Origin of the sequence: Staphylococcus sp. ACRSN, assembly GCF_022346615.1 — a bacterium.
In the GTDB taxonomy this organism is placed as follows: Bacteria; Bacillota; Bacilli; order Staphylococcales; family Staphylococcaceae; genus Staphylococcus.
Window position 1 is genome coordinate 63,448 of sequence record NZ_JAKRNS010000004.1, and the last position, 21,650, is coordinate 85,097.

The window sequence follows — 21,650 nt, forward strand, 5'->3', positions numbered from 1 at the left end:
AAATCTAAGTGTTACAAGATTTATATACATTCCGAAATATAAACAAACCACACTATAGCTTATACTTAACAAAAAAACACCTAGAAATGTTCAATATTATCATCAAACCTATCTAGGTGTTTTAAAAATTAATATTTACTTTTTACTTAAAAATCATATGGAATATCTTTATCTGCTACTATTTTATTATCGACACGAATTGTAAAACCTGCAGTTTTGTCTTTTTCAATAGTCATCGGTATCTTAACTGTTTTGTTATCTTTTATTTTAAAAGTTTGGGCTGCAGATGTCCCCGGATTATCCTTATCTCTTATATAAATTTTAACTTCCTGTTCCTTATCATCTTTACCTGTATATGGTATTTGATACGTTTCAGTGTAGTCTTTAGTGGCTTCATCATCTTTGTCTTCTGTCTTGTCTTTATCGTCTGACTTGTCTTTGTCATCTGACTTATCTTTATCATCTGTTTTTGGCGCCCCTGATGAAACTGTAAATGCAATTGTAGAACCTTCGTTTACTTCTTCATCTTTAGGCGATTGACTTATGACATTACCTTTTTTAATCTTTTCATTTTCTTGTTCTTCATTTAACACAACTTTAAACCCTTTATTTTCAAGCTCTGATTTTGCTGTCTTAAATGATTTTTTTTCGTAATTGTCGACATAGACTTGTTTTACACCTAATGATTCAGTTAATTTGATGCCACTGTCGTTTACTTTTACTTTTTCTCCAGGATTAACATTTTGATTTTCAATTAAGCCTTTTGCGATATTATTTTTAGTATAGCTTTTATCAATTTTAACATCATTTATCCCCAGTTTTTTCAGCTGGTTTAGCGCTTCATCTTTAGAAATACCATATAATCTTGGCATTTCAACTGTCTTAGGTCCTTTTGAAAGAACCAAATCTACTTTACTATTTTGTTCTAAACGCTCGCCTTTATCTGGGTTTGTTTTGACTATTTTGTTCTCAGGATATTGATCACTGTATGTACGTGAAATATTCCCTACTTCTAATTTATTATCTTTTAGAATTTTTTCTGCTTCTTTTTCAGTTTTACCTGATAAATCTGGTGCTTCTAAATATTTATTTCCAAACATGCCCATTGCCATAAAACCAAATAAACCGAATAACAATAACACTAATATTGCTGTATATATCACTTTTTTACGTTTAGAACGCTTTTTACCTGCTCCGGCATACATTGGTTCTTCGCTAGATTGAAATTCTTGTTGATTCACAATTGGTATTTGCATCGTTTGTTTAAAATTTTTATCTTGATCTTCTTTGGTACGATTCGCTAATTCAGATTTATCAATCGCTATTGTTTTGGTGTTGGTTTCATCAGATTGATATGTACTTTCTGATTGTCTCTCTGTAGATAAAGCCGTATCTAAATCTCTTTCCATTTCTTGAACAGATTGATAGCGATCAGCTTTATCTTTTTCTGTTGCTTTTAATACAACATTACTTAGCGCTTGTGGTATCTCTGAACGTTTTTCAGTAGCGTTAGGCATCGGTTCTTGGATATGCTTAATCGCAATACCTACTGCAGTTTCTCCAGAAAATGGCGGTTTGCCAACTAACATTTCGTAAAGTACAACACCGATGGAATAGATATCTGTACCATTGTCTGTCATTTCACCACGTGCTTGTTCAGGTGAAAGGTACTGAACAGTTCCTAATACATGATTTGTCTGAGTCATTGTTGTCTCACTCAATGCTTTCGCGATACCAAAATCCAAGATTTTTAATGTTAAATTTTCATCTACTAGAATATTTTGTGGTTTAATATCACGATGTACAATTTGTGTATCATGCGCATGTTTTATTCCATCAATAATCTGCTTAGTAAACGAAACAACTGTTTTTAAATCAAGTGGTTTATTTTGTTGAATGTATTCTGCCAATGTTGGACCTTTAATATATTCCATTACTAAGAAGAAATTATCATCATTTTCCGTCACATCAAATACATTAACAATATTGTTATGCGATAACTGACTTAAATTGTGTACCTCACGTTCAAAACGCTTGATTGTTGTTTCCTTTTCCCCAGGTGGAATTCTAATCGCTTTAATTGCAACATTACGGTCGAGTATTGAATCTGTAGCTAGATAGACAGTACTCATCCCTCCACCACCAAGCTTTTTAATCACTTTGTAGCGCTCATTTATTAAGTTGCCTATCATACTTTATCTCCTTCAATCTCAGCCAAAACAACACTAACATTATCATTAGAATCATTAGATAAAGCTAAGTTAATTAAATTCTGTCCATGTTGCTCTAAAGTACTATCTTTTAATAATTCTTCTTGAATTGCTTGATCAAATGTAAAATCTGTTAATCCATCTGAATTTAATAATAGATAATCATAGAATTTAGTTTTTTTAACAAAGACATCTGGTGTTACCAATTTATCAGTTCCCATAACTTTGGTAATAATATTGCGTTGTGGGTGATGAAATGCTTCTTCTTGCGTTATTTGTCCCATCAACACTAGATGGTTAACGAAAGAATGGTCATTTGTAATTTGCTCAATTTCTCGACTGTTTACTAAATAAGCCCTAGAGTCACCTACATTTGCCACAACAATATAGTGATCAAATACTAATGCGCAAACACATGTAGTTCCCATGCCTTTATAAGCAGGGTTTTCTACTGATTGTCGATACAAATCACGATTGATAGCTTTTAATGTCGTGCTCAACCATGATTCAGCTTGTTCCTCTTCTATTAGGTTTTCAGATTCAAAGCGGCGTTTTAATTCATCTCTAACAAATTGACTGGCAATTTCTCCGGCTAAATGTCCGCCCATGCCATCACACAATACTAATAATTGTTGGTCTGTCTGGTTATAAAAAACGCCACCTGCATCTTCATTTTTATCACGATATCTTCCCATGTCAGTAAAAAATTGTGCTTTTAGCATGTCACTACCTCGTTTCTACTTTTCGTTCCTTTGCTCTAAGTTGCCCACAAGCAGCATCAATGTCTGCACCTTGTTCACGGCGAATTGTTGCATTTATACCTAAACGTTTTAATTCTTTTTCGAATTTAAATATATCTTCCTTAGGTGTTTTAACGTAATTTCTTTCTGGAACATGGTTAACAGGAATTAAGTTTACATGACAATTTAATTTTTGAATTAAATGCGCCAATTCTCTAGCATGTTCTACCTGATCATTTACGCCTCCAAACAGACCATATTCAAATGTAATACGTCTATTTGTTTTTTCTTGATAATAGTTAATTGCTTCCATAAGTTTTTCAACATTATACGCTCTATTAATTGGCATAAGTTGCGAACGAATTTCATCCTTTGCACCATGCAAACTAACTGCAAAGTTAATTTGTATATCTTCATCAGCAAAATCATAAATACGAGGAATAATCCCTGATGTAGAGACAGTGATATGTCGTGCTCCAATATTCAAACCATTGTCGTTATTAACTATTTTAAGGAAATCCATCATTTCATCATAATTTTCAAATGGTTCACCGATACCCATAATTACAATTTGAGATACACGCTCTTCTGTTTCATCTAATGCTTTTTGAACTGTAAGTACTTGAGAAACAATTTCTCCAGCTTCTAGATTTCGTTTTAAGCCACCTAATGTAGAAGCACAAAATGTACAACCAATTCGACAACCAACTTGTGTAGTCACACAAACCGAATTTCCATATTCATGTCGCATCAATACAGTTTCAATTGTATAACCATCTTGCAATTCAAATAGAAATTTAATCGTACCATCTTTACTTTCTTGTTTTACAACAGTAGTTAAAGTCGTCATAGCAAAATTATCTTTTAAAATTTCTCTTAATTCTTTTGATAAGTTGGTCATTTCATCAATACTGTTCACGCGTTTTTCATATAACCATTCAAAAATTTGTTTCGCTCTAAACTTTTGTTGTCCGTGGTCTTGTAACCAATCTCCCATTTCATCATATCTTAATGAATAAATCGATTGCTTTTCAAAATTGGGAAGAAATTTATTCTTTTTCTTCTTTTCTGCAGTAATCATATATTAATTATCCTTTCTTTTAATCCTAGTTATGAAAAAGCCATCTGAGTTAAAGTCTTGCGGTAAAATTTGCATGGTTTTCACTTTTTCTCCAGTGATTGGGTGCTCAAATGCATCAAATTCAAAATCTTTATTTTCTTTTAAAAATGTATATATTACATTTTCATTTTCCAATTGTTCTATCGTACACGTTGAATATACGAGTGTGCCACCAGGTTTCAAGTTATTTTTTACATTATTGAGTATTTCTAATTGTATTTCTACTAATGATTTAATTGAATTTTGCGATTGTTCGTATTTAATTTCTGGCTTATGTCTTAACACACCTAAACCACTACATGGTGCATCTACTAAAATCTTATCATATACTTTATCATATTTTTCTGTAGCATCGTGTTGATATGCGGAAATGTTAGATAAACGTAATTTTCTTATATTAAAATCAATTAAATCGATTTTATGGTCATGAATATCTGTGGCTTCTACATGACCTGTTTGATTTAATGTTTCAGCAATATGACATGCTTTACCACCTGGTGCACTACATGCATCTAAAACCGTGTCACCCTCGTTTAAATCCATGATATCTGCTACAAACATTGAACTTTTATCCTGTATTGAAACAAGTCCGTCTTTAAACATACGTGATTCAATTATCGGTTTTCCACTTACATGTAAACAAGTATCAATTTCTCTATCTTGTTCTACGATGTAACCATCATCTACTAAACGTTTGATTGCATCATCAATTGTAATTCGAGTTAAGTTTACACGTACTGTTAACGTTACTTTTGTTAAAAAAGATGCAGCAATAGTTTCAGTTTTCTCTAAACCGAAATGTGTAGTCCAGTGGTCTACTAACCATTTTGGCAAACTGTATTGTAACGCAATACGTTTTTTATCATCAGTAATTTCGGTAAAGTCAGGCAATTCACTTCGCATGATATTTCTTAATATACCATTTACGACATTGCCATTATGTGGACCACCTTTATGTTTGGCAATCTCTACTGCTTCATTGATAATAGCATGTGCTGGCACTTTATCTAAATATACATATTGATAAATGCTTAACCACAATAATTGTCGAACCCATCCTTTAAGTTTTGTTTGTACAAATGGTTTTAATATATAATCTAACGTATATTTTCGCTTAATTGTGCCGTATACAAGTTCAGTTAATAATCCTTTATCTGCTCTAGATAATTCAAATTCAGATAGTACTTCGTTAATCACAATATTACTGTATGCTTTATCGTTTAAAATATCTTGCAGTGTTTCAAATGCTAAACTTCTTACATTTATTTCAGATGTCATGTTAATACCTTCCCGACTAATGATGTTTGAACACCACTTAAATAGTTAGCAGCTAGCATACGTTTTTTCCCTGATACTTGAATATCAGTTAAAGCAATCGCATCTTCTGACCCTGTAGCTACTATTATTGCTTTTTTAGTTGTTTCTATGATCATACCTGGTTCTCCTGTTTTACCTCGTTCAATGTTAGCTGCATAAATTTTTAAATTACCATCATCAAATTTAGTATAAGCAACAGGCCATGGTGATAACCCACGAATTTGATTAAATATTGTTCTGGCGGATGCCGTCCAATCTATTTTTTCATCTTCTCTACTAATATTTGAAGCAAATGTAGCTTTTTCATTATCTTGCGGGATACTTTCATTTGTACCATTTATGATTGAAGGCAAAGTATTTTTAAGTAACTCTGCACCTATGAAACTCAACTTATCATGCATTGTCCCCACATCGTCTTGCTCTTCAATTTCAATTTCACTTTGTGAAATAATATTACCCGCATCTAATTTTTTAACCATATACATAATCGTTATACCAGTAGTTGGCTCCCCATCTATAATTGCTTGGTGTATAGGTGCGCCTCCTCTATATTTAGGTAAAAGTGAAGCATGTACATTAATTGCGCCAAGTTTAGGTGATTCTAATAATGACTCTGGCAGTATTTGTCCAAATGCTGCTGTTACAATGAGATCAGCATTCAAATTAATCAAAGTCTGCAATTCTTCTGAGCCTGATAATTTTTCAGGTTGATACACTTGTATATCATGTTGTAACGCTACTTCCTTTACAGGTGGTGGCGTTAATTTACGCTTTCTACCAACCGGACGATCTGGTTGTGTCACGACTGCAATTACATTATGTTCAGCAATTAACATTTCTAAAACCTTTGTTGAAAATTCAGGTGTACCCATAAATATGATATTACTCATTATCGAAAAACGCCTCCATTTCATCTTCTGATAGTATCTTATTAGCTTTTTCAGTAAATAATTTACCTTCAAAATGATCAATCATATGAAGAATCATTCTTGCAATATCATCATATGCGGTCATTTCAACTTCATTACCATGCTTATCATTGCCTTTAATCACGATCATTTTACTTCTAGTCACTTCACCAAATATATTTGGCAAACTAACAGAGCCTTCTAATTCCGTCACCTTTTCGTTTGATTCACTAATCAATACAGGATTAATCAACTGTAGTAATCCATCCATCTCCATATCAATAATCGCTACTTGTTGCTCTATTCCAACTTGAGGTGCACAAATAGCAGAAGCTTCCAAATCATACATGGTATCCTCTAAATCTAATAACAACGTTTCTAAATGCGTATCAAATAAAGTGACTGGCGCTATCTTACTCTTTAAAATGGGGTGTTGATTACTAACAAGTTGTTTAACTGTCATCAAATCGGCTCCTTATAAAAATTCATCAAACCATTATAACTTATTTTAACTAAAAATGCATTACGCATATTCTAAACACTTTAAAATTTTACCTATCTAAATTTTAAAATTAAAACAAAAAAGAACATATATTGCTCGGTAATTCAAATGATAAACGCTCGACAGATTAATATCTGACGAGCGTTAAATCGAATTATTTATTTGTTCAATTTCAATTATGTTCTACTTAAACAGAAAGGCGTTTCAATTGATTTCCCTCTGAATCAAAATTAGTTTTAACTAACCAATCTTCAAAAATCATTTTTAAAGTTGGCCAATCTTCACTTAACATCGATAACCATACAGTATTTCGATTTCTATTTTTGTATATCACATGGTTTCTAAATGTCCCTTCATATTTAAAACCTAATCGTTGCGCCGCTTTAATCGATGGCTGATTTAACGAATCGCATTTCCATTCATATCTACGATAGCCTAAAGTTTCAAATACATACTCTGCTAATAAAAAATGCACTTCAGTTGCTATCCTGCTACGTTTTAACTTATTTGAAAAGTGAATGTGGCCTACTTCAATAGAAGCATTCTTCGGATTAATTCTTAATAATGATAAAATACCAATCGCTTCATTATTTTGCTTATCTACAACAGCAAAAAAGTATGGATCTTGTGACGCCATTTTTTGCTCTATGTAAGCTTGAAATTGTTTATAATTTTGTGGTTGTTCATCAGGTAGATATGTCCAATTTGGCAAGTCTTCTGGCATAGAAAAATGATTAAACAAATCATCGATATGCTTTGTTTCCAATTTTTCTAATTTACTATATTGGCCTGTCAAATTTTGTATGTTTGGAAACTCTGGCATATTAAAGTCACAAAGACTTTCACCAACAGGTTGATTAAACTCATTATATTTCATCGCATGCACCTTACCCTTTTATATTTAGGTTCAAGTCATATATTAGGATTAGCTGACAAATTATGGTTCATTTTTTTACAAATGAAAACTCAATAGTGAACTATAAGTATCCTTTACCTAAACACTAAAATGATTTTCCTACTTTCTTATATTTACAACTTTAAAGCGAATTAAAAAAATAGGCAATTATTTTTGTGTTATAACAAATCCTCGGTCGTAGTATTAAAGAACTCAGCTAAAACTTGTATTTCTTCATTACATAATTTATATTGCTTTGTTTCAATATCTTTAATCACTTCTGGACTTAGTTTCGTATTATATAGCGATGCTAAACGATTAGAAAGTTCCTCTATACTTAGACCAATCGCCTTTCTATTACTAAGTAAACTCATAAGCACAACCCCTAACACATATTATTTTATTGACAACCAGTTAACATATATATGTTGTTAATTTCATTTAATATCTAAAAATCACCTTAAAAAATATGAATGCATTTTATATTGTTCTCGTTAATATTTAATATAACTGTAAATTCCAATAAACGCAAACTAAAATTTGATATTTTTTTTATAAATTTTAAATAAATACGTAACAATCCTTATAAATTTACTCGGTTTTATATATTTTAAAACGCCATGCTATAAATAGCAAGGCTAAATCACATCCGAATGATTAATAAATCATATTATATGTATTTTTTGAAAAATTTATGATTCACACTTCCAATATTATACAAGCTTAATTATTTATAATATATATTACATAAAAAAATAAGACGCTACCATATAATCAAATTATTATTACATAATTTAAATACGAAGTGTCTTATATAAAAGATTGTTTGAATTAAAAACGTGCCTAACTCTCTAACTTACACAAAATTTTTAATTTGAACAGTATTTTTTATAACTGAATTTTTATAGTTCTTAGCTATTAAGTAATAACTGTAAAGTTCGAACAACACCATTCTCATTATTATTTTTGGCTATTAAATTTGCTTTTTGTTTTAATTCTGGGTATGCATTATCCATTGCTACTTTAAATTTTGCAGCACTAAATAAATCAATATCATTTAAACCATCACCAAATGCAATCGTTTCATCAACTGAGATACCAAGTTCTTTTTGTATATAATTAATTGTTGTACCTTTATTCACATTTTTCTTTGTTATATCAATCCAACTTTCTTCTGATGCAACAATATAAACGTTTTCATACATTTCAACTAATTGTTTTGCAGTCTCCTTACAGTTTTGATCAGGATCATGAACAGTAATTTTTAAAAAATCTTCACTAATTTCATCAAAAGAATCGATCAAAGTTACATGATGATATGATCCATATACAATTTTCAATTCATCTTCATCTAGATTCCTTAAAACATATGCACTTTTTTCCGTACATGCAATAATCGTTTGATTTAAATCTATTCGAGTGATATTTTTAATAATCTTTTGACCTAACGTATTTGATACAGTTGCTTTATAAAGTATTTCATTATTGTGTTTAATCTTAGTTGCACTATCACCTATGATATATAAATCTTTCGCCAAATCACCTACCAAAGCTTCAACTCTTTCACATTGTTTCCCAGTACAAAAAACGAATTCAATTCCCTTTGATAACATTTCATCTTTTAATAAGTTAAATGACGATTTATCAAATGTACCTCCATCATTTAAAAAAGTACCATCCATATCTGTTACAACAAGCTTAACATTCATAAAATCACCTCTTAAATTAAATATATACAATTTAATTATACCGGTATAATTAAAATATTAGCAATAAAAAAGGCAAATTTCCATCAAGAAACCAACTCGATTTACAAGATGAATTTTGCCCTTTTTCTGCCCTTTTTATATTTTCGTTAACTCCCAAATCCCTTACAACTACTGATAACAAAGCATTTATAACGCTAAATTACATCATCATATTAGGATTAATGTCAATCTTTAATGCCAGTTTCTCTTTTATATATTGATCATGATAGTAATCATCTAAATATTTTAATGCCTCATGTAATGCTGCTTCACTTTTATATTTTACTAAAATTTGAAATCGGTACTCATCGTTAATTCTTGATAATGCAGCTGGAGATGGCCCTAAGACAAATGCTTTATCGGATAGATGCTGTAATAAGATCTGATGAATATGCTTCGATGCTTCCATTACTTTTTTCATATCTTTATGTGAAATTGTAAAATTTATAAGGAAAAAGTACGGTGGATATTTTCCTAACTTCCTATAATTCATTTCCTTTTCAAAAAATGCATGATAATCATTGGCCTGTACATCTTTAATTGCATAATGATCTGGATTATATGTTTGAATGATAACCTGTCCTTCTTTTTCATGCCTACCAGCACGTCCTGAAACTTGTGTTAATAACTGATAAGTACGTTCACTTGCCCTAAAATCTGGCAAGTTTAACATTGTATCAGCATTCAAAACGCCTACTAATGTGATATTAGGATAATCTAATCCTTTAGCGATCATCTGCGTTCCTAACAAAATATCACCTTTACCAGACTCGAATTCTGTTAATAATTTCTCATGTGCCCCTTTTCGCGCAGTGGTGTCGACATCCATTCTAATAATACGTGCTTCATTAAAAGTATCTTGTAGTAATTCTTCAACACGTTGTGTTCCCGTACCTACTTGCCTGATATGTTCACTTTCACAACTTGGGCATATATTGGGCGCAGGTGCTTGATGACCACAATAATGACACTTTAATTGATCACTTGATTTGTGATATGTTAATGAAATATCGCAGTTCGGACATTGTGGTACGTGACCACAGTCTCTACACAACATAAAAGAAGCATAGCCTCTTCTATTTAAAAACAAGACAATCTGTTCCTTTCTATCAAGACGTAATTGAATTGCTTCCTTCAATTCATTTGAGAACATAGATCGATTACCTGCACTTAATTCTTCTCTCATATCAACGATATGTATATCTGGCATTGCTTGTTTGTTTACTCTATGTGGTAAAGAAAGCAATTGATACACACCTTTTTCTGCTCGAGCAAAGCTTTCTAAACTCGGTGTTGCACTTCCTAGAACAAGCGGACATTGATGGTACTGACTACGCCATTCTGCAATATCTCTTGCATGATATCTTGGATAATCTTCTTGTTTATATGAAGATTCATGCTCTTCATCAATAATAATCATTCCTAATGATTTAAAAGGCGCAAATACACTTGACCTAGCACCTACACTAACACTAGCCTTCCCGTCTCGAATCTTTTGCCATTCATCATAACGTTCACCTTTCGACAAGCCCGAATGTAAAACAGCAACTTCATCCCCAAATCTTCGTTTAAAACGTAACACCATCTGTGGCGTTAAGGCAATTTCAGGTACAAGCATCATTGCCTGTTTTCCTGAATTAAGCACCTTTTCTATGGTTTGTAAATAAACCTCTGTCTTCCCTGAACCAGTAACGCCATGTAACAAGAAGGTCCTCTGTTGTCTACTTTCTATTATTTCTGATATGGCATTATATGCACTTTGTTGATCATCTGTGAGTTGTTGTTTTTGATCTTGCTCAAATACATTTGTTTCAAATGGATCACGTTCTACAATCGCATCATATTTTTCGACATATCCTTTACGTACAAGTGTATCGATACTAGATTTTGAAAAAGCCATTGACTCTAAATCTTTTAATAGTATTGTATGTTGGCGTTCATCTGCTAAATAGGCATATAATTCATATTGCTTTTTTGATTTTTCTAATGTATTTAGCACCATATCTATATCTATGCCTTCTACAATACGCACTGCCCTTTGTTTTTTCTTTTTTAAACTTTGTGACAGTTCCGTATATTCATTGATGACACCCTTTTTTAAAAATGGTAATAATGCATCCAAATCTCCATTTGACTGTGCCGCTTTATATAAATACTGTCCCTCTTTATTAAATCGATGTGCTATTTCTTTTGGTAGCACATCCAATTTATCATTTTGAATGGTAAAGTACTTTGTATATTTTGCTTTTATAGCACTTGGTAACATCACTTCTAACATAGAGATACGTTTAGTCACAAAATAATTATTAAACCAATCCGTCAATTCAATTAATTCTTGTGTTAATTCGGGTTTAATATCTTGAATTTCTTTAATTTCTTTTAACTTTGATACATTGATTTCACTATCAGGTTGATCAGTAATTGCCATGATATAACCTTGAATTGTTCTAGGGCCAAATGGTACTACAACACGCATACCAATTTGAATCATTGATTGCATTCTAGAAGGCACTAAATAATCAAATGTGAAATCTACACTTTTAGAAGGAATATCAACGATTACTTTTGCTATCATGTTATTGCCACCTTGTCTCTAAACTTTCTAAAATATGCTCAGCAAGCACTACTTTTTTCTCTTTTCCTAAGCTCAAACTTTCACCGTCTTTAAAATACATTGTATAGTCATTATCATCTGAACTAAATCCAATTGTTCGGTCTCCAACATTATTTGCGATTATAACATCTGCATTTTTATGTTGTAATTTCTTTTGAGCATATGCTTCAATATTTTGTGTTTCAGCAGCAAACCCTACTAAGAATTGATGTGATTTATTATCTCCTAAATATTTTAAGATATCTGTCGTACGTTTAAAAGAAACAGATAATGTGCCATCTTGTTTTTTTAACTTATGTTCTAATGGCTCTGCAGGCGTATAATCTGATACGGCAGCAGCCTTAAAGACGATATCTTGCGTATCATAAATAGATTTAACCGCTTCAAACATTTCTTCAGCACTTTGTACTGATTTAAGTGTGACATTTTCCGGTGCCGTTAAATGTGTTGGACCAGATACTAATGTGACATTAGCTCCTCGCTTTGATAATGATTCTGCTAAAGCATAACCAATCTTTCCAGATGATCGATTTGATAAATATCTTACTGGATCTAATTCTTCAACTGTAGGACCGGCTGTAACCAATGCATGTTTGCCTTTGAAACTACTATCGATTTCTAGCGAATTATTATTATTAAAAAACATATTTAAGCGTTCGACAATTTGTAAAGGTTCTTCCATTCGACCTTTTGCAACATAACCACATGCCAAAAAACCTTCTCCGGGTTCTAAAAACTGATAACCATCTGAACGTAAAACAGACATATTATACTGTGTCCTGTTATTCTCATACATGTGTACATTCATAGCAGGAGCAACAAATTTCGGTGTTTCTGTAGCAAGTAACGTAGAAGTCACCATGTCATCTGCTATGCCGTGTGCTAATTTAGCAATTGTGTTAGCTGTTGCCGGGGCTATTACAATTGCATCTGCCCAATCACCAAGTGCAACATGTTGAATTTCTTTAGGATTTTGTTCTATAAATGTGCTTGTATAAACCGGATTTCTCCCTATTGCTTGAAAAGCTAGAGGTGTAACAAACTCTTGCGCATGATCAGTTAACATCACTCTTACATCATAATTTGCTTGAGTTAATTTACTCGTTAAGTCAATTGCTTTATATGCTGCTATGCCACCTGTAACAGCAAGTAATATTCGTTTCATTGCAATGTTCCTCCAAATTGTTTAAAAATTACTTATCCTTTATTCAAAATCAGTAATTGAATAAGCATTATATTTTTAGTTAGATTTCATTCTCATTTCATTACCACATATTATACACAATTTATAGCTTAAATAAAAAAAGCACACCTTGATGTCACTTGGTGTACTTTTCATTCTTATACATACACTAAATTTTAATTAGTTGTATAAATTATATTCAATTCATGAGTTACTTAGAAAGTATTATTTAAATGTACCATCTGGGAATATATCGCCTTTAGCGATTTCTTCCAATGCTTTACCAACTGGTTTCTCAGCACTATATTTATTTAATAATGCTGACTCTGGATGCTCATCAATTTCACGGGCACGTTTTGCAGCTGTAGTTGCAATTAAATATTTAGAATTAATTTTTGCAGTTAATTGGTTTAAAGGTGGGTGTAACATTATTTTTTTGCCTCCAATATCATTTTTCTATATTTTGCTTCAATGCGTTCTCGTTTTAGATGTTCAGCATCAACAATTGATTGAATGCGTTGCTTCGCCAATTCAACCTCATCATTAACAACAACATAATCGTATAAATTCATCATTTCTACTTCTTTACGTGCTTCTTTAACACGACTTTGAATTTTCTCATCTGATTCCGTGCCACGTCCTACTAATCGTTCACGTAAATGATCTAAACTCGGTGGAGCAAGAAAAATAAATAACGCATCTGGGAATTTTTTACGGACTTGCTTTGCGCCTTCTACTTCAATTTCTAAAAACACATCATGTCCCTCGTCCATTGTATCTTTAACGTATTGTACAGGCGTTCCATAATAATTACCTACATATTCAGCATATTCTATAAATTGATCTTCTTTAATCAAGGTTTCAAACTCCGACTTTGATTTGAAGAAGTAATCAACACCATCAACTTCTCCTTCACGCATATTTCGCGTTGTCATTGAAATAGAATATTTATAAGATGTGGATGGATCATCAAATATTTTCTTTCTAACTGTACCTTTACCTACACCAGAAGGTCCAGATAGTACTATCAATAAACCTTTCTCATTGTCCATGACTTACGACCTCTCTAAGCTATACTTCTATTATTAACACATAATACCACATAAACCAATCCGTTGTATAGCATACATTAATACAAACTTCGACCATGACCAAATCTTTGTGCCATGTTACAATATATTGAATGATTAAAATTAAGGTGGTTGATAGCAATGGCATATGATGGTTTATTTACAAGAAAAATGGTAGAATCTTTACAATTTCTTGTAGATGGTAGAATACACAAAATTAACCAACCAGAAAACGACACAATTATCATTGTCGTTCGCCAAAATAGAAAGAATCATCAACTTCTACTTTCTATACATCCAAGTTTTACACGTATGCACCTTACACATAAAAAATATGATAATCCTTTTGATCCACCTATGTTTGCACGCGTATTTCGTAAACATTTAGAAGGTGGTTTTATTAAAGCGGTTAGACAAATTGGTAATGATAGACGTGTGGAAATTGATGTCGAAAGTAAAGATGAAATCGGTGATACAATTAATAGAACTATTATTTTAGAAATTATGGGTAAACATAGTAATTTAATATTAGTTGATGAAACACATAAAATTATTGAAGGATTTAAACATTTAACTCCAAATACAAATCAATTTCGAACAGTTATGCCCGGGTTTAAATATGAAACACCTCCTACTCAAGACAAGATCAATCCTTACGAATTACAAGGTAAAGATGTTTTAAAATATATTGACTTTAATAGTGGTAAAATTGCTAGACAATTATTGAACCACTTTGAAGGATTTAGCCCTTTAATAACTAATGAAATTGTTGATCGTCGTCAATTTATGACTGCCGAAACTTTACCAGATGCATTTGATGAAGTAATTGCTGAGACTAAATTGCCTGCGACACCAGTTTTTCATAAAAATCATGAAACTGGAAAAGAAGATTTTTACTTTATGAAATTAAATCAATTTTATGATGATGTAAGTGAATATGAAACGATACATGATTTACTCGATCGTTATTATGATGCACGAGGCGAAAGAGAGCGCGTAAAACAACGTGCGAACGATTTGGTGAAATTTGTCCAGCAGCAATTGAATAAATATCATAATAAGCTTAATAAACTTTATGAGGAACAAGAAGGTACCAAAGAAAAAGAGCAACAACAGTTGTATGGTGAATTGATTACTGCTAACATCTATAGAATTAAACAAGGAGACGATACGGTTACTGCATTAAACTATTATACAGGTGAAGAGGTAACAATACCGTTAAACCCTACAAAGGCACCTGCAGTTAACGCTCAATATTACTATAAGCAGTATAATAAACTTAAAACTAGAGCACATGAACTTAAGCATCAAATTGAACTCACAAAAGAAAATATTTCCTATTTCGAAAGTATCGACCAACAATTAAGTCATATTACAGTAAATGAAATAGATGATATTCGTGATGAACTTGCTGAACAAGGATTTATGAAACAACGCAAGCAAAATAAAAAGAAAAAGAAACAAACAATTGAACTACAGACATATATCTCATCTGACGGAGATACAATTCTTGTTGGTAAAAATAATAAACAAAATGATTATTTAACAAATAAAAAAGCGACTAAAAATCATATATGGTTCCACACTAAAGACATTCCTGGTTCACATGTCGTTATTCTCAATGACAAACCTTCTGAAGAAACGATTAAAGAAGCGGCTATGTTATCTGGTTATTTCTCTAAAGCTGGTAATTCTGGACAGATTCCTGTAGATTATACAGAAATAAAGAACGTGCATAAACCATCTGGAAGTAAGCCTGGTTTCGTCACATATGATAATCAAAAAACATTATACGTTACGCCCGATTACGATCATATTCAAAGTATGAAAGTAAATTAAATTACTGATGATAGCTAAGTTGTGACAAAGACCAAAACATAAAAAGGTATGAGTGCCTTTTAAGTAATATATAAGCCCGTAAATGATACAAGAAAATCATTTACGGGCTTATTATTTTAGGTATCGAAAGCTTCATCATTTTTACGACATTTTTTAAGTTGCATAACAATTTAAATTCACAGTTTTATTCCGGTAGCGCCAATTGGAAATTCACTCCAAATTGATCTTGTACCCAGGCAAACTCTCTAAATGGTGGCATAGTTGTTTTAGGCATAAGTATTGCTCCACCACTTTTCAAACCATTAAACAAACGCTCCATTTCTATAGCACTATCAACAGTAACATAAAGTGACATTGCTGGATTCATATCTACATCCACACCATTAACATTATCTATTGCCATAAAAATCTGATCCTTTAATCTAAATATTGCATGTTGAACTTTACCTGTCGGTGCATTATCACTTTCCGTGTACTTAACAAGTGATAATATTTCAGCATCTTCAAATAAATTAATATATAAGTCAATTGCTTTTTCTGCTTGCCCATTGAACATTAGAAAAGTTGTTATTTTTGGTATTGCCATAATTTTAATGCCTCCTCATAGCTTTTAAAATAAAAGTAACTGTATATTTAGGTATAGATTGTAGTTTCACTGTGTTTTTGAATACTTGTTTTAAGATAAATTCATAAAACCATTACCTAATACATCTCTTACATCATGTATAACTAAAAATGCATTTTCATCTTCTTCATTAACAAGCTTTTTGACTCTTGTCACCTGAGATTGTGGTACTACAACATATAGCATACTTGTTTCATTTTTACCATAACCACCTTTACCATTCAATAATGTTGAACCTCTTCCAGTAAATTGATTAATTCTATCACTAATATTTTCATTTTTGGCCGATATCACAGTGACTGCCTTTTTAGGATTAAATCCTTCAATAATAAAGGAAGTCGCTCGTTCTGTTACAAATAACATAATAATCGTAAATAATACGTTTGTTAATGGTAATACAAATAAAAATGATAAAACTACCAATCCATCTAAAATAAATATACCTTGTGATGTTTTTATATCAAAATACTTATTTAACATTTTGGCAACTACTGAAGTACCGCCTATAACTCCTCCAGATGCAATAACTAATCCGATGCCTACACCAACAAGTACACCACCAAATGTAGCGTTAACCACAAAATTATGTACACCAGTATTCCAATTCTCTGTTAAATCCAGAAAAATTGATATTGCAGTATTTGATATTAATGTATATACTGCTGTTCTTAGACTTAAAAATTTCCACCCTACTAGGATTACGATAGTATTAATAATTAATGAAGAAACTGCCGGAGAAAAACCAAAGCTATATTTTAATGCTAACGAAATTCCCACCGTACCGCCATCCCCTAAATTAGACCCTAAAATAAAACAATTAACTGCTATCGCACTAATAAATGAACCAATTAGGCACACAATTATATTTTTAGTATGATCTCGTAATAATTGACTTAAAAATTTCATGTTAATCCCCCTTTAATAAAATACAATTACATAACACACTTGAATTCAACTCATCATACATTAGATTTTAAGGTAAAAATAAAGACACCCCTTGCATATGAGATGTCTTAGAATTGTAATTGTATAATTGTTGTTTATTTAGACTAAATGTATCACAAACGATATCACTATACTAGTTTATACTGATTTAACTTTTTAATTAATTTTTTGACTTTATATCAATTATAGTTAAAATAAACATAAATACAGTTGGAGGTAGGTTAAATGACATTTTATATTATTCCATTACTCATTGCAGCGTTGGTACTATTAATAGGTTACCTCATCATTAAAATTATGATCCGTTAAATATTTCTATTTTAAATTTCAAGTCCTTAGTTGTTCTATTTGAATACTTAATCGCTAAGATGCACTTATCTAATAATCCATTTTGAAGCACAGAATAACTCTATTGTTAAACTAAAGATAAAATGGTTAGATTTTTTACAAATATTAATTTCATTAATCATCGAAGTGAATGGATATAAATCATAATTCACAAAATAAGAGAGCAAATCCATATTAGATTTGCTCTCTTTTATATTAAAAATCTTACTATTTTAAACGTGCATTCTTACCTTGGGTATATGGTTTGAGCCTGTAGTAGCCCACTCACATTTCTCCCCCGAGCGCGTCATCGCGTACAAAATGACTACCAAAAGACAATATTATCCTCAATAAATATAACGTTTATTCTTTAGTCAGTGTTATTCGATGAACAATAATGATACATCGTTTCTTTCTGAAAATCTGTTTAAGCATAAAATCAACGTTTTATATCTACTACTTTAAATTCCTGACAAACTAAATCTATATCAAATGAAAAGTCTAAGTTAAATGAACTTAATTCCTTACGAAAGAATTGCTCATGTTCATCAAGCCAATATCTATAACTTAAGTCTCCTTCGCCTTCTAAAGCTGCAAATGCTTCAGTGACTTCATTCATGGGAATAATATTAATTGTTGTATACTGTATTATACATACGGGTTCACTTTGTCCATTGAGAACAATAGCATACTGCCCTTCAACAGGTAAATCTTCCTCTTCGATATCATGTATACATTTAGCCGAACAAGTTGCTCTCTTCACACCTTGGGCAACCAATTCTGCTAGTTCATTTCCCATTGTTTCTGACCCGTCTCCAAACATCCATGCTTCAGGTGGGTTACTTGATAAATTATGCTTATCACAATAACTTTCCCAATAATTTTTTATATGATCCATAATTAACCTCTTCTCATAAAAATCATTTCTTGTTTTGACCTTTCGTTTCTATGTTTTCTCCATCTTAATAATTGCATTTGATAATTCATTAGAAATTGAAATATTATTCTTCTACTAATAACTATTCTTACAACTACCGCCAGAACCATATCTATTAACTTTTACGTTACCAGGTTTTATTAATAAATATAATATGTATAATGAAACCAATCCTGCAATAACTACACCAAAAACACCTGCAATAAATGTTGATCCTAATAGTCCAAATTCTTCAAAACTAATAGTGGCAAATATAACGGCTAATACAAAAAGAATTGCTGCTGCCTTAGTAATAAACCCACCAATATAGTATAATATCGCAAAAAGCATCGAACGATTCGAATCATGTAGGCGCCTAGTCATGACTGTAAAATATGGTATAAGTGTGATAAGCGCAAATATACTACCTAAAGTACCTACAGAAAATATGCCTAAAAGAGAAGTAATTAAAAAATTAATCCAAAAAGGGTGCCAAAATTCAGAACGAGTTGACCTCCCATTAATATCTAAACCACGTTTCCAAAAATTAAAATAGCTGATAATAAGATTTGATGATTTATTCATATACCCTCCTAAAATATAAAGTATAATTTAAATAATAGATATATTTTTAGAATAAGTAAATAGAAAAATATATAATTTTACAATCTAAATTTTGTTATTATAATTAATATACTTAATACTATAGCTGTATTGATACTACCTATTTGTAATTTCTTGTCTATCCACGATATTTAAAGTTATAATTTTATCTACTTCCACTGAGATTAACGCTTAAAGCTAAAGCAATTTCTATAAATTATTACTCTCAAAAATATAACCATATACACTTCCATAATTCGAATGACAACAAAAAAGCTATAACCCTTGGTTGATAAAGGTTATAGCTTTTGTTTCAATATTTACTGTATACACATGGTTGATTGCATTTTAAAGTTCACTTTCTATAAAAATCTGGGACAACTTTCCCAAATTTTTCTCATATTTTATTATTATCTAACCATTTTACTGTTATCTTAACTTATTTATTGAATCAATTAACTTTGCTACAGAACTATTATCACTTAAAGTAAAAATAAATTAAAAGCTTATTTCTATATACAAGTTATTAAAGCATCCCCTTTTCTTTAATGCTCGTCTTACACTTTTTATAAATATTCTTATCTGTAGATTTAGAAAGCAAATCATTTTCTTCGTAATTGTTTTGCTGGTCTCTATAGTCTTCATCTTTTTTTAAAAATTTGTTTAAATGCGCAAATTGATTATAAGCTGCATTCGGGTTCTTTGTCATAACATCCCCTCTTTCTAACTTCTATATTATGACAAGTTATCTCTCCATTCAACTAATGTCTCTATCTCAGATTCAGAAATTTCACCTTTTTCATTTGCCACTTCGATTAGTTCATTATAATCACTTAGCGTATAAAATGGTATTTCAGCTGTTTTAAATTGCTCATCCGCTTTTTTCAAACCATAAGTAAAAATGGCAACAACTCCTATAACTTCAGCACCTGCTTCTTTTAATGCATCAACTGCAGTAATAGAAGAACCACCAGTAGAAATTAAGTCTTCAACGACAACTACTTTTTTACCATGACTTTGCGCACCTTCGATTTGATTTTGTTTACCATGACTTTTACTTTTAGAGCGGACATAATTCATTGGTAGGTTAAGTGTTTCAGATATATAAGCAGCATGTGGAATACCAGCTGTAGCTGTACCCGAAATAACTTCAACATCTCCAAATTGTGTTTGGATTAATTCAACTAAACCATCTCTAATTTCTCTACGTACAGATGGATAACCTAGTGTTACTCTGTTATCACAATATATTGGTGATTTAATACCTGAACTCCATGTAAAAGGATCATTTGGTGATAATGTAACTGCTTCGATTTCTAATAAAGATTGCGCTATACTTTTTGCCATAATTAACCTAACCAACTTTCTTTAATTTTATGATAACTTTCGACTGGATTTTCACTCTTTGTTATAGGACGCCCAACCACTATATGTGTAGAGCCTAATGCTTTTGCTTCTTGAGGTGTAGTGATTCTTTTCTGATCATCCGTATTTGCATTAATTGGTCTAATTCCTGGAGTTACTTTTAAGAATGATTCACCTAAATTTGTTGCTATCAATGAAGACTCTAATGGAGAACAAACAACACCATCTAAACCTGAATTTTTTGCTAATGTTGCATAATTCAGTACCGCATCTTCTATTGAACTTTGAATATTTTGTTCTTCTTGTAACATTGTTTCTGTAGTAGAAGTCAATTGTGTAACTGCAATAATCTTAATATCTTTATTGTACTTTCTAATACCTTCTACTGCACGTTTCATCATTTCTGACCCGCCTGCTGCATGAACATTCACTAAATCAACATCTAATTTACTCAAGCCTTCCATTGCCTTACCAACAGTATTAGGTATGTCATGTAATTTCAAATCCAAAAATATAGCATGACCGCGCGCTTTTATTGATTTAATTAATTGCGGTCCAGTTTGATAAAATAACTCCATACCTATTTTTACAAACAGTGGTTCATTAAATTGATCTAAAAATTGATTCACCATATCCTCAGACTCAAAATCCAAAGCAATTATCGGTAATTGATTCATAATTTGTTCTACACCTCATCTTATACTTTAACAGTTTGAATTAAGA

At 31.4% G+C, this 21,650-nt stretch carries 21 protein-coding genes; 1 reads left to right on the plus strand and 20 read right to left on the minus strand.

What is annotated here, in order from left to right:
• Positions 1-146: 146 nt before the first annotated feature.
• The 13 genes from pknB to gmk form a co-directional block, all read right to left on the minus strand.
• Complete coding sequence (pknB, locus tag MHZ36_RS05195) at positions 147-2,192, minus strand: Stk1 family PASTA domain-containing Ser/Thr kinase (protein ID WP_239230058.1); 2,046 nt, start codon at positions 2,190-2,192, stop codon at positions 147-149.
• Complete coding sequence (locus tag MHZ36_RS05200) at positions 2,189-2,932, minus strand: Stp1/IreP family PP2C-type Ser/Thr phosphatase (protein WP_239230059.1); 744 nt, start codon at positions 2,930-2,932, stop codon at positions 2,189-2,191. Before MHZ36_RS05200 ends, pknB begins: the two co-directional genes overlap by 4 nt.
• A 4-nt stretch (positions 2,933-2,936) precedes the next feature.
• Complete coding sequence (gene rlmN, locus MHZ36_RS05205; protein ID WP_239230060.1) at positions 2,937-4,031, minus strand: dual-specificity RNA methyltransferase RlmN; 1,095 nt, start codon at positions 4,029-4,031, stop codon at positions 2,937-2,939.
• Between the two features lie 3 nt (positions 4,032-4,034).
• Complete coding sequence (gene rsmB, locus MHZ36_RS05210; protein ID WP_239230061.1) at positions 4,035-5,348, minus strand: 16S rRNA (cytosine(967)-C(5))-methyltransferase RsmB; 1,314 nt, start codon at positions 5,346-5,348, stop codon at positions 4,035-4,037.
• Positions 5,345-6,277: a methionyl-tRNA formyltransferase gene (fmt, locus tag MHZ36_RS05215; RefSeq protein WP_239230062.1), complete on the minus strand. Its 933-nt coding sequence runs from the start codon at positions 6,275-6,277 to the stop codon at positions 5,345-5,347. The genes rsmB and fmt overlap by 4 nt, the downstream gene beginning before the upstream one ends.
• Positions 6,270-6,758 carry a peptide deformylase gene (locus MHZ36_RS05220; protein ID WP_239230063.1) on the minus strand — a complete coding sequence of 163 codons (489 nt, stop codon included), beginning with the start codon at positions 6,756-6,758 and terminating at the stop codon, positions 6,270-6,272. The genes fmt and MHZ36_RS05220 overlap by 8 nt, the downstream gene beginning before the upstream one ends.
• A gap of 226 nt (positions 6,759-6,984) precedes the next feature.
• Positions 6,985-7,674, minus strand: a complete 690-nt coding sequence (locus MHZ36_RS05225; RefSeq protein WP_239230064.1) for a GNAT family N-acetyltransferase — start codon at positions 7,672-7,674, stop codon at positions 6,985-6,987.
• A gap of 197 nt (positions 7,675-7,871) precedes the next feature.
• Positions 7,872-8,066 carry a helix-turn-helix domain-containing protein gene (locus MHZ36_RS05230; protein ID WP_239230065.1) on the minus strand — a complete coding sequence of 65 codons (195 nt, stop codon included), beginning with the start codon at positions 8,064-8,066 and terminating at the stop codon, positions 7,872-7,874.
• 537 nt (positions 8,067-8,603) lie between these two features.
• On the minus strand, positions 8,604-9,401 hold the full coding sequence (locus tag MHZ36_RS05235; RefSeq protein WP_239230066.1) for an HAD family hydrolase: 798 nt from the start codon (positions 9,399-9,401) through the stop codon (positions 8,604-8,606).
• 199 nt (positions 9,402-9,600) lie between these two features.
• Positions 9,601-12,015 (minus strand): primosomal protein N', encoded by a 2,415-nt coding sequence (gene priA, locus MHZ36_RS05240; protein ID WP_239230068.1) that lies wholly within the window; start codon positions 12,013-12,015, stop codon positions 9,601-9,603.
• Position 12,016: 1 nt separating this feature from the next.
• Complete coding sequence (coaBC, locus tag MHZ36_RS05245) at positions 12,017-13,219, minus strand: bifunctional phosphopantothenoylcysteine decarboxylase/phosphopantothenate--cysteine ligase CoaBC (protein WP_239230070.1); 1,203 nt, start codon at positions 13,217-13,219, stop codon at positions 12,017-12,019.
• A 243-nt stretch (positions 13,220-13,462) separates the two neighbouring features.
• A complete protein-coding gene (rpoZ, locus tag MHZ36_RS05250; RefSeq protein ID WP_239230071.1) occupies positions 13,463-13,666 on the minus strand; it encodes a DNA-directed RNA polymerase subunit omega in 204 nt (67 codons plus the stop codon).
• Complete coding sequence (gene gmk, locus MHZ36_RS05255; protein ID WP_239230073.1) at positions 13,666-14,289, minus strand: guanylate kinase; 624 nt, start codon at positions 14,287-14,289, stop codon at positions 13,666-13,668. The genes rpoZ and gmk overlap by 1 nt, the downstream gene beginning before the upstream one ends.
• A 159-nt stretch (positions 14,290-14,448) precedes the next feature.
• Between gmk and MHZ36_RS05260 the strand changes: the two genes are divergently transcribed.
• Positions 14,449-16,146, plus strand: coding sequence for an Rqc2 family fibronectin-binding protein (locus tag MHZ36_RS05260; RefSeq protein ID WP_239230074.1), 1,698 nt, complete (start codon positions 14,449-14,451; stop codon positions 16,144-16,146).
• A 184-nt stretch (positions 16,147-16,330) separates the two neighbouring features.
• Here MHZ36_RS05260 and MHZ36_RS05265 read toward each other — a convergent pair whose 3' ends face one another.
• From MHZ36_RS05265 to pyrF, 7 genes are all read right to left on the minus strand, one after another.
• The gene (locus MHZ36_RS05265) at positions 16,331-16,732 is read right to left on the minus strand and encodes a VOC family protein (protein ID WP_239230075.1); all 402 of its coding nucleotides are present in this window, start codon (positions 16,730-16,732) and stop codon (positions 16,331-16,333) included.
• A gap of 90 nt (positions 16,733-16,822) precedes the next feature.
• Positions 16,823-17,677: a YitT family protein gene (locus MHZ36_RS05270; protein ID WP_239230076.1), complete on the minus strand. Its 855-nt coding sequence runs from the start codon at positions 17,675-17,677 to the stop codon at positions 16,823-16,825.
• An 805-nt stretch (positions 17,678-18,482) separates the two neighbouring features.
• Positions 18,483-18,941: an ASCH domain-containing protein gene (locus MHZ36_RS05275; protein WP_239230077.1), complete on the minus strand. Its 459-nt coding sequence runs from the start codon at positions 18,939-18,941 to the stop codon at positions 18,483-18,485.
• Positions 18,942-19,055: 114 nt separating this feature from the next.
• Positions 19,056-19,544: a DUF805 domain-containing protein gene (locus MHZ36_RS05280; protein ID WP_239230078.1), complete on the minus strand. Its 489-nt coding sequence runs from the start codon at positions 19,542-19,544 to the stop codon at positions 19,056-19,058.
• Between the two features lie 544 nt (positions 19,545-20,088).
• The gene (locus MHZ36_RS05285) at positions 20,089-20,271 is read right to left on the minus strand and encodes a hypothetical protein (protein WP_239230079.1); all 183 of its coding nucleotides are present in this window, start codon (positions 20,269-20,271) and stop codon (positions 20,089-20,091) included.
• Between the two features lie 26 nt (positions 20,272-20,297).
• Positions 20,298-20,909: an orotate phosphoribosyltransferase gene (gene pyrE, locus MHZ36_RS05290; RefSeq protein ID WP_239230080.1), complete on the minus strand. Its 612-nt coding sequence runs from the start codon at positions 20,907-20,909 to the stop codon at positions 20,298-20,300.
• Positions 20,910-20,911: 2 nt separating this feature from the next.
• Positions 20,912-21,604: an orotidine-5'-phosphate decarboxylase gene (pyrF, locus tag MHZ36_RS05295; RefSeq protein WP_239230082.1), complete on the minus strand. Its 693-nt coding sequence runs from the start codon at positions 21,602-21,604 to the stop codon at positions 20,912-20,914.
• Positions 21,605-21,650: the final 46 nt, after the last annotated feature.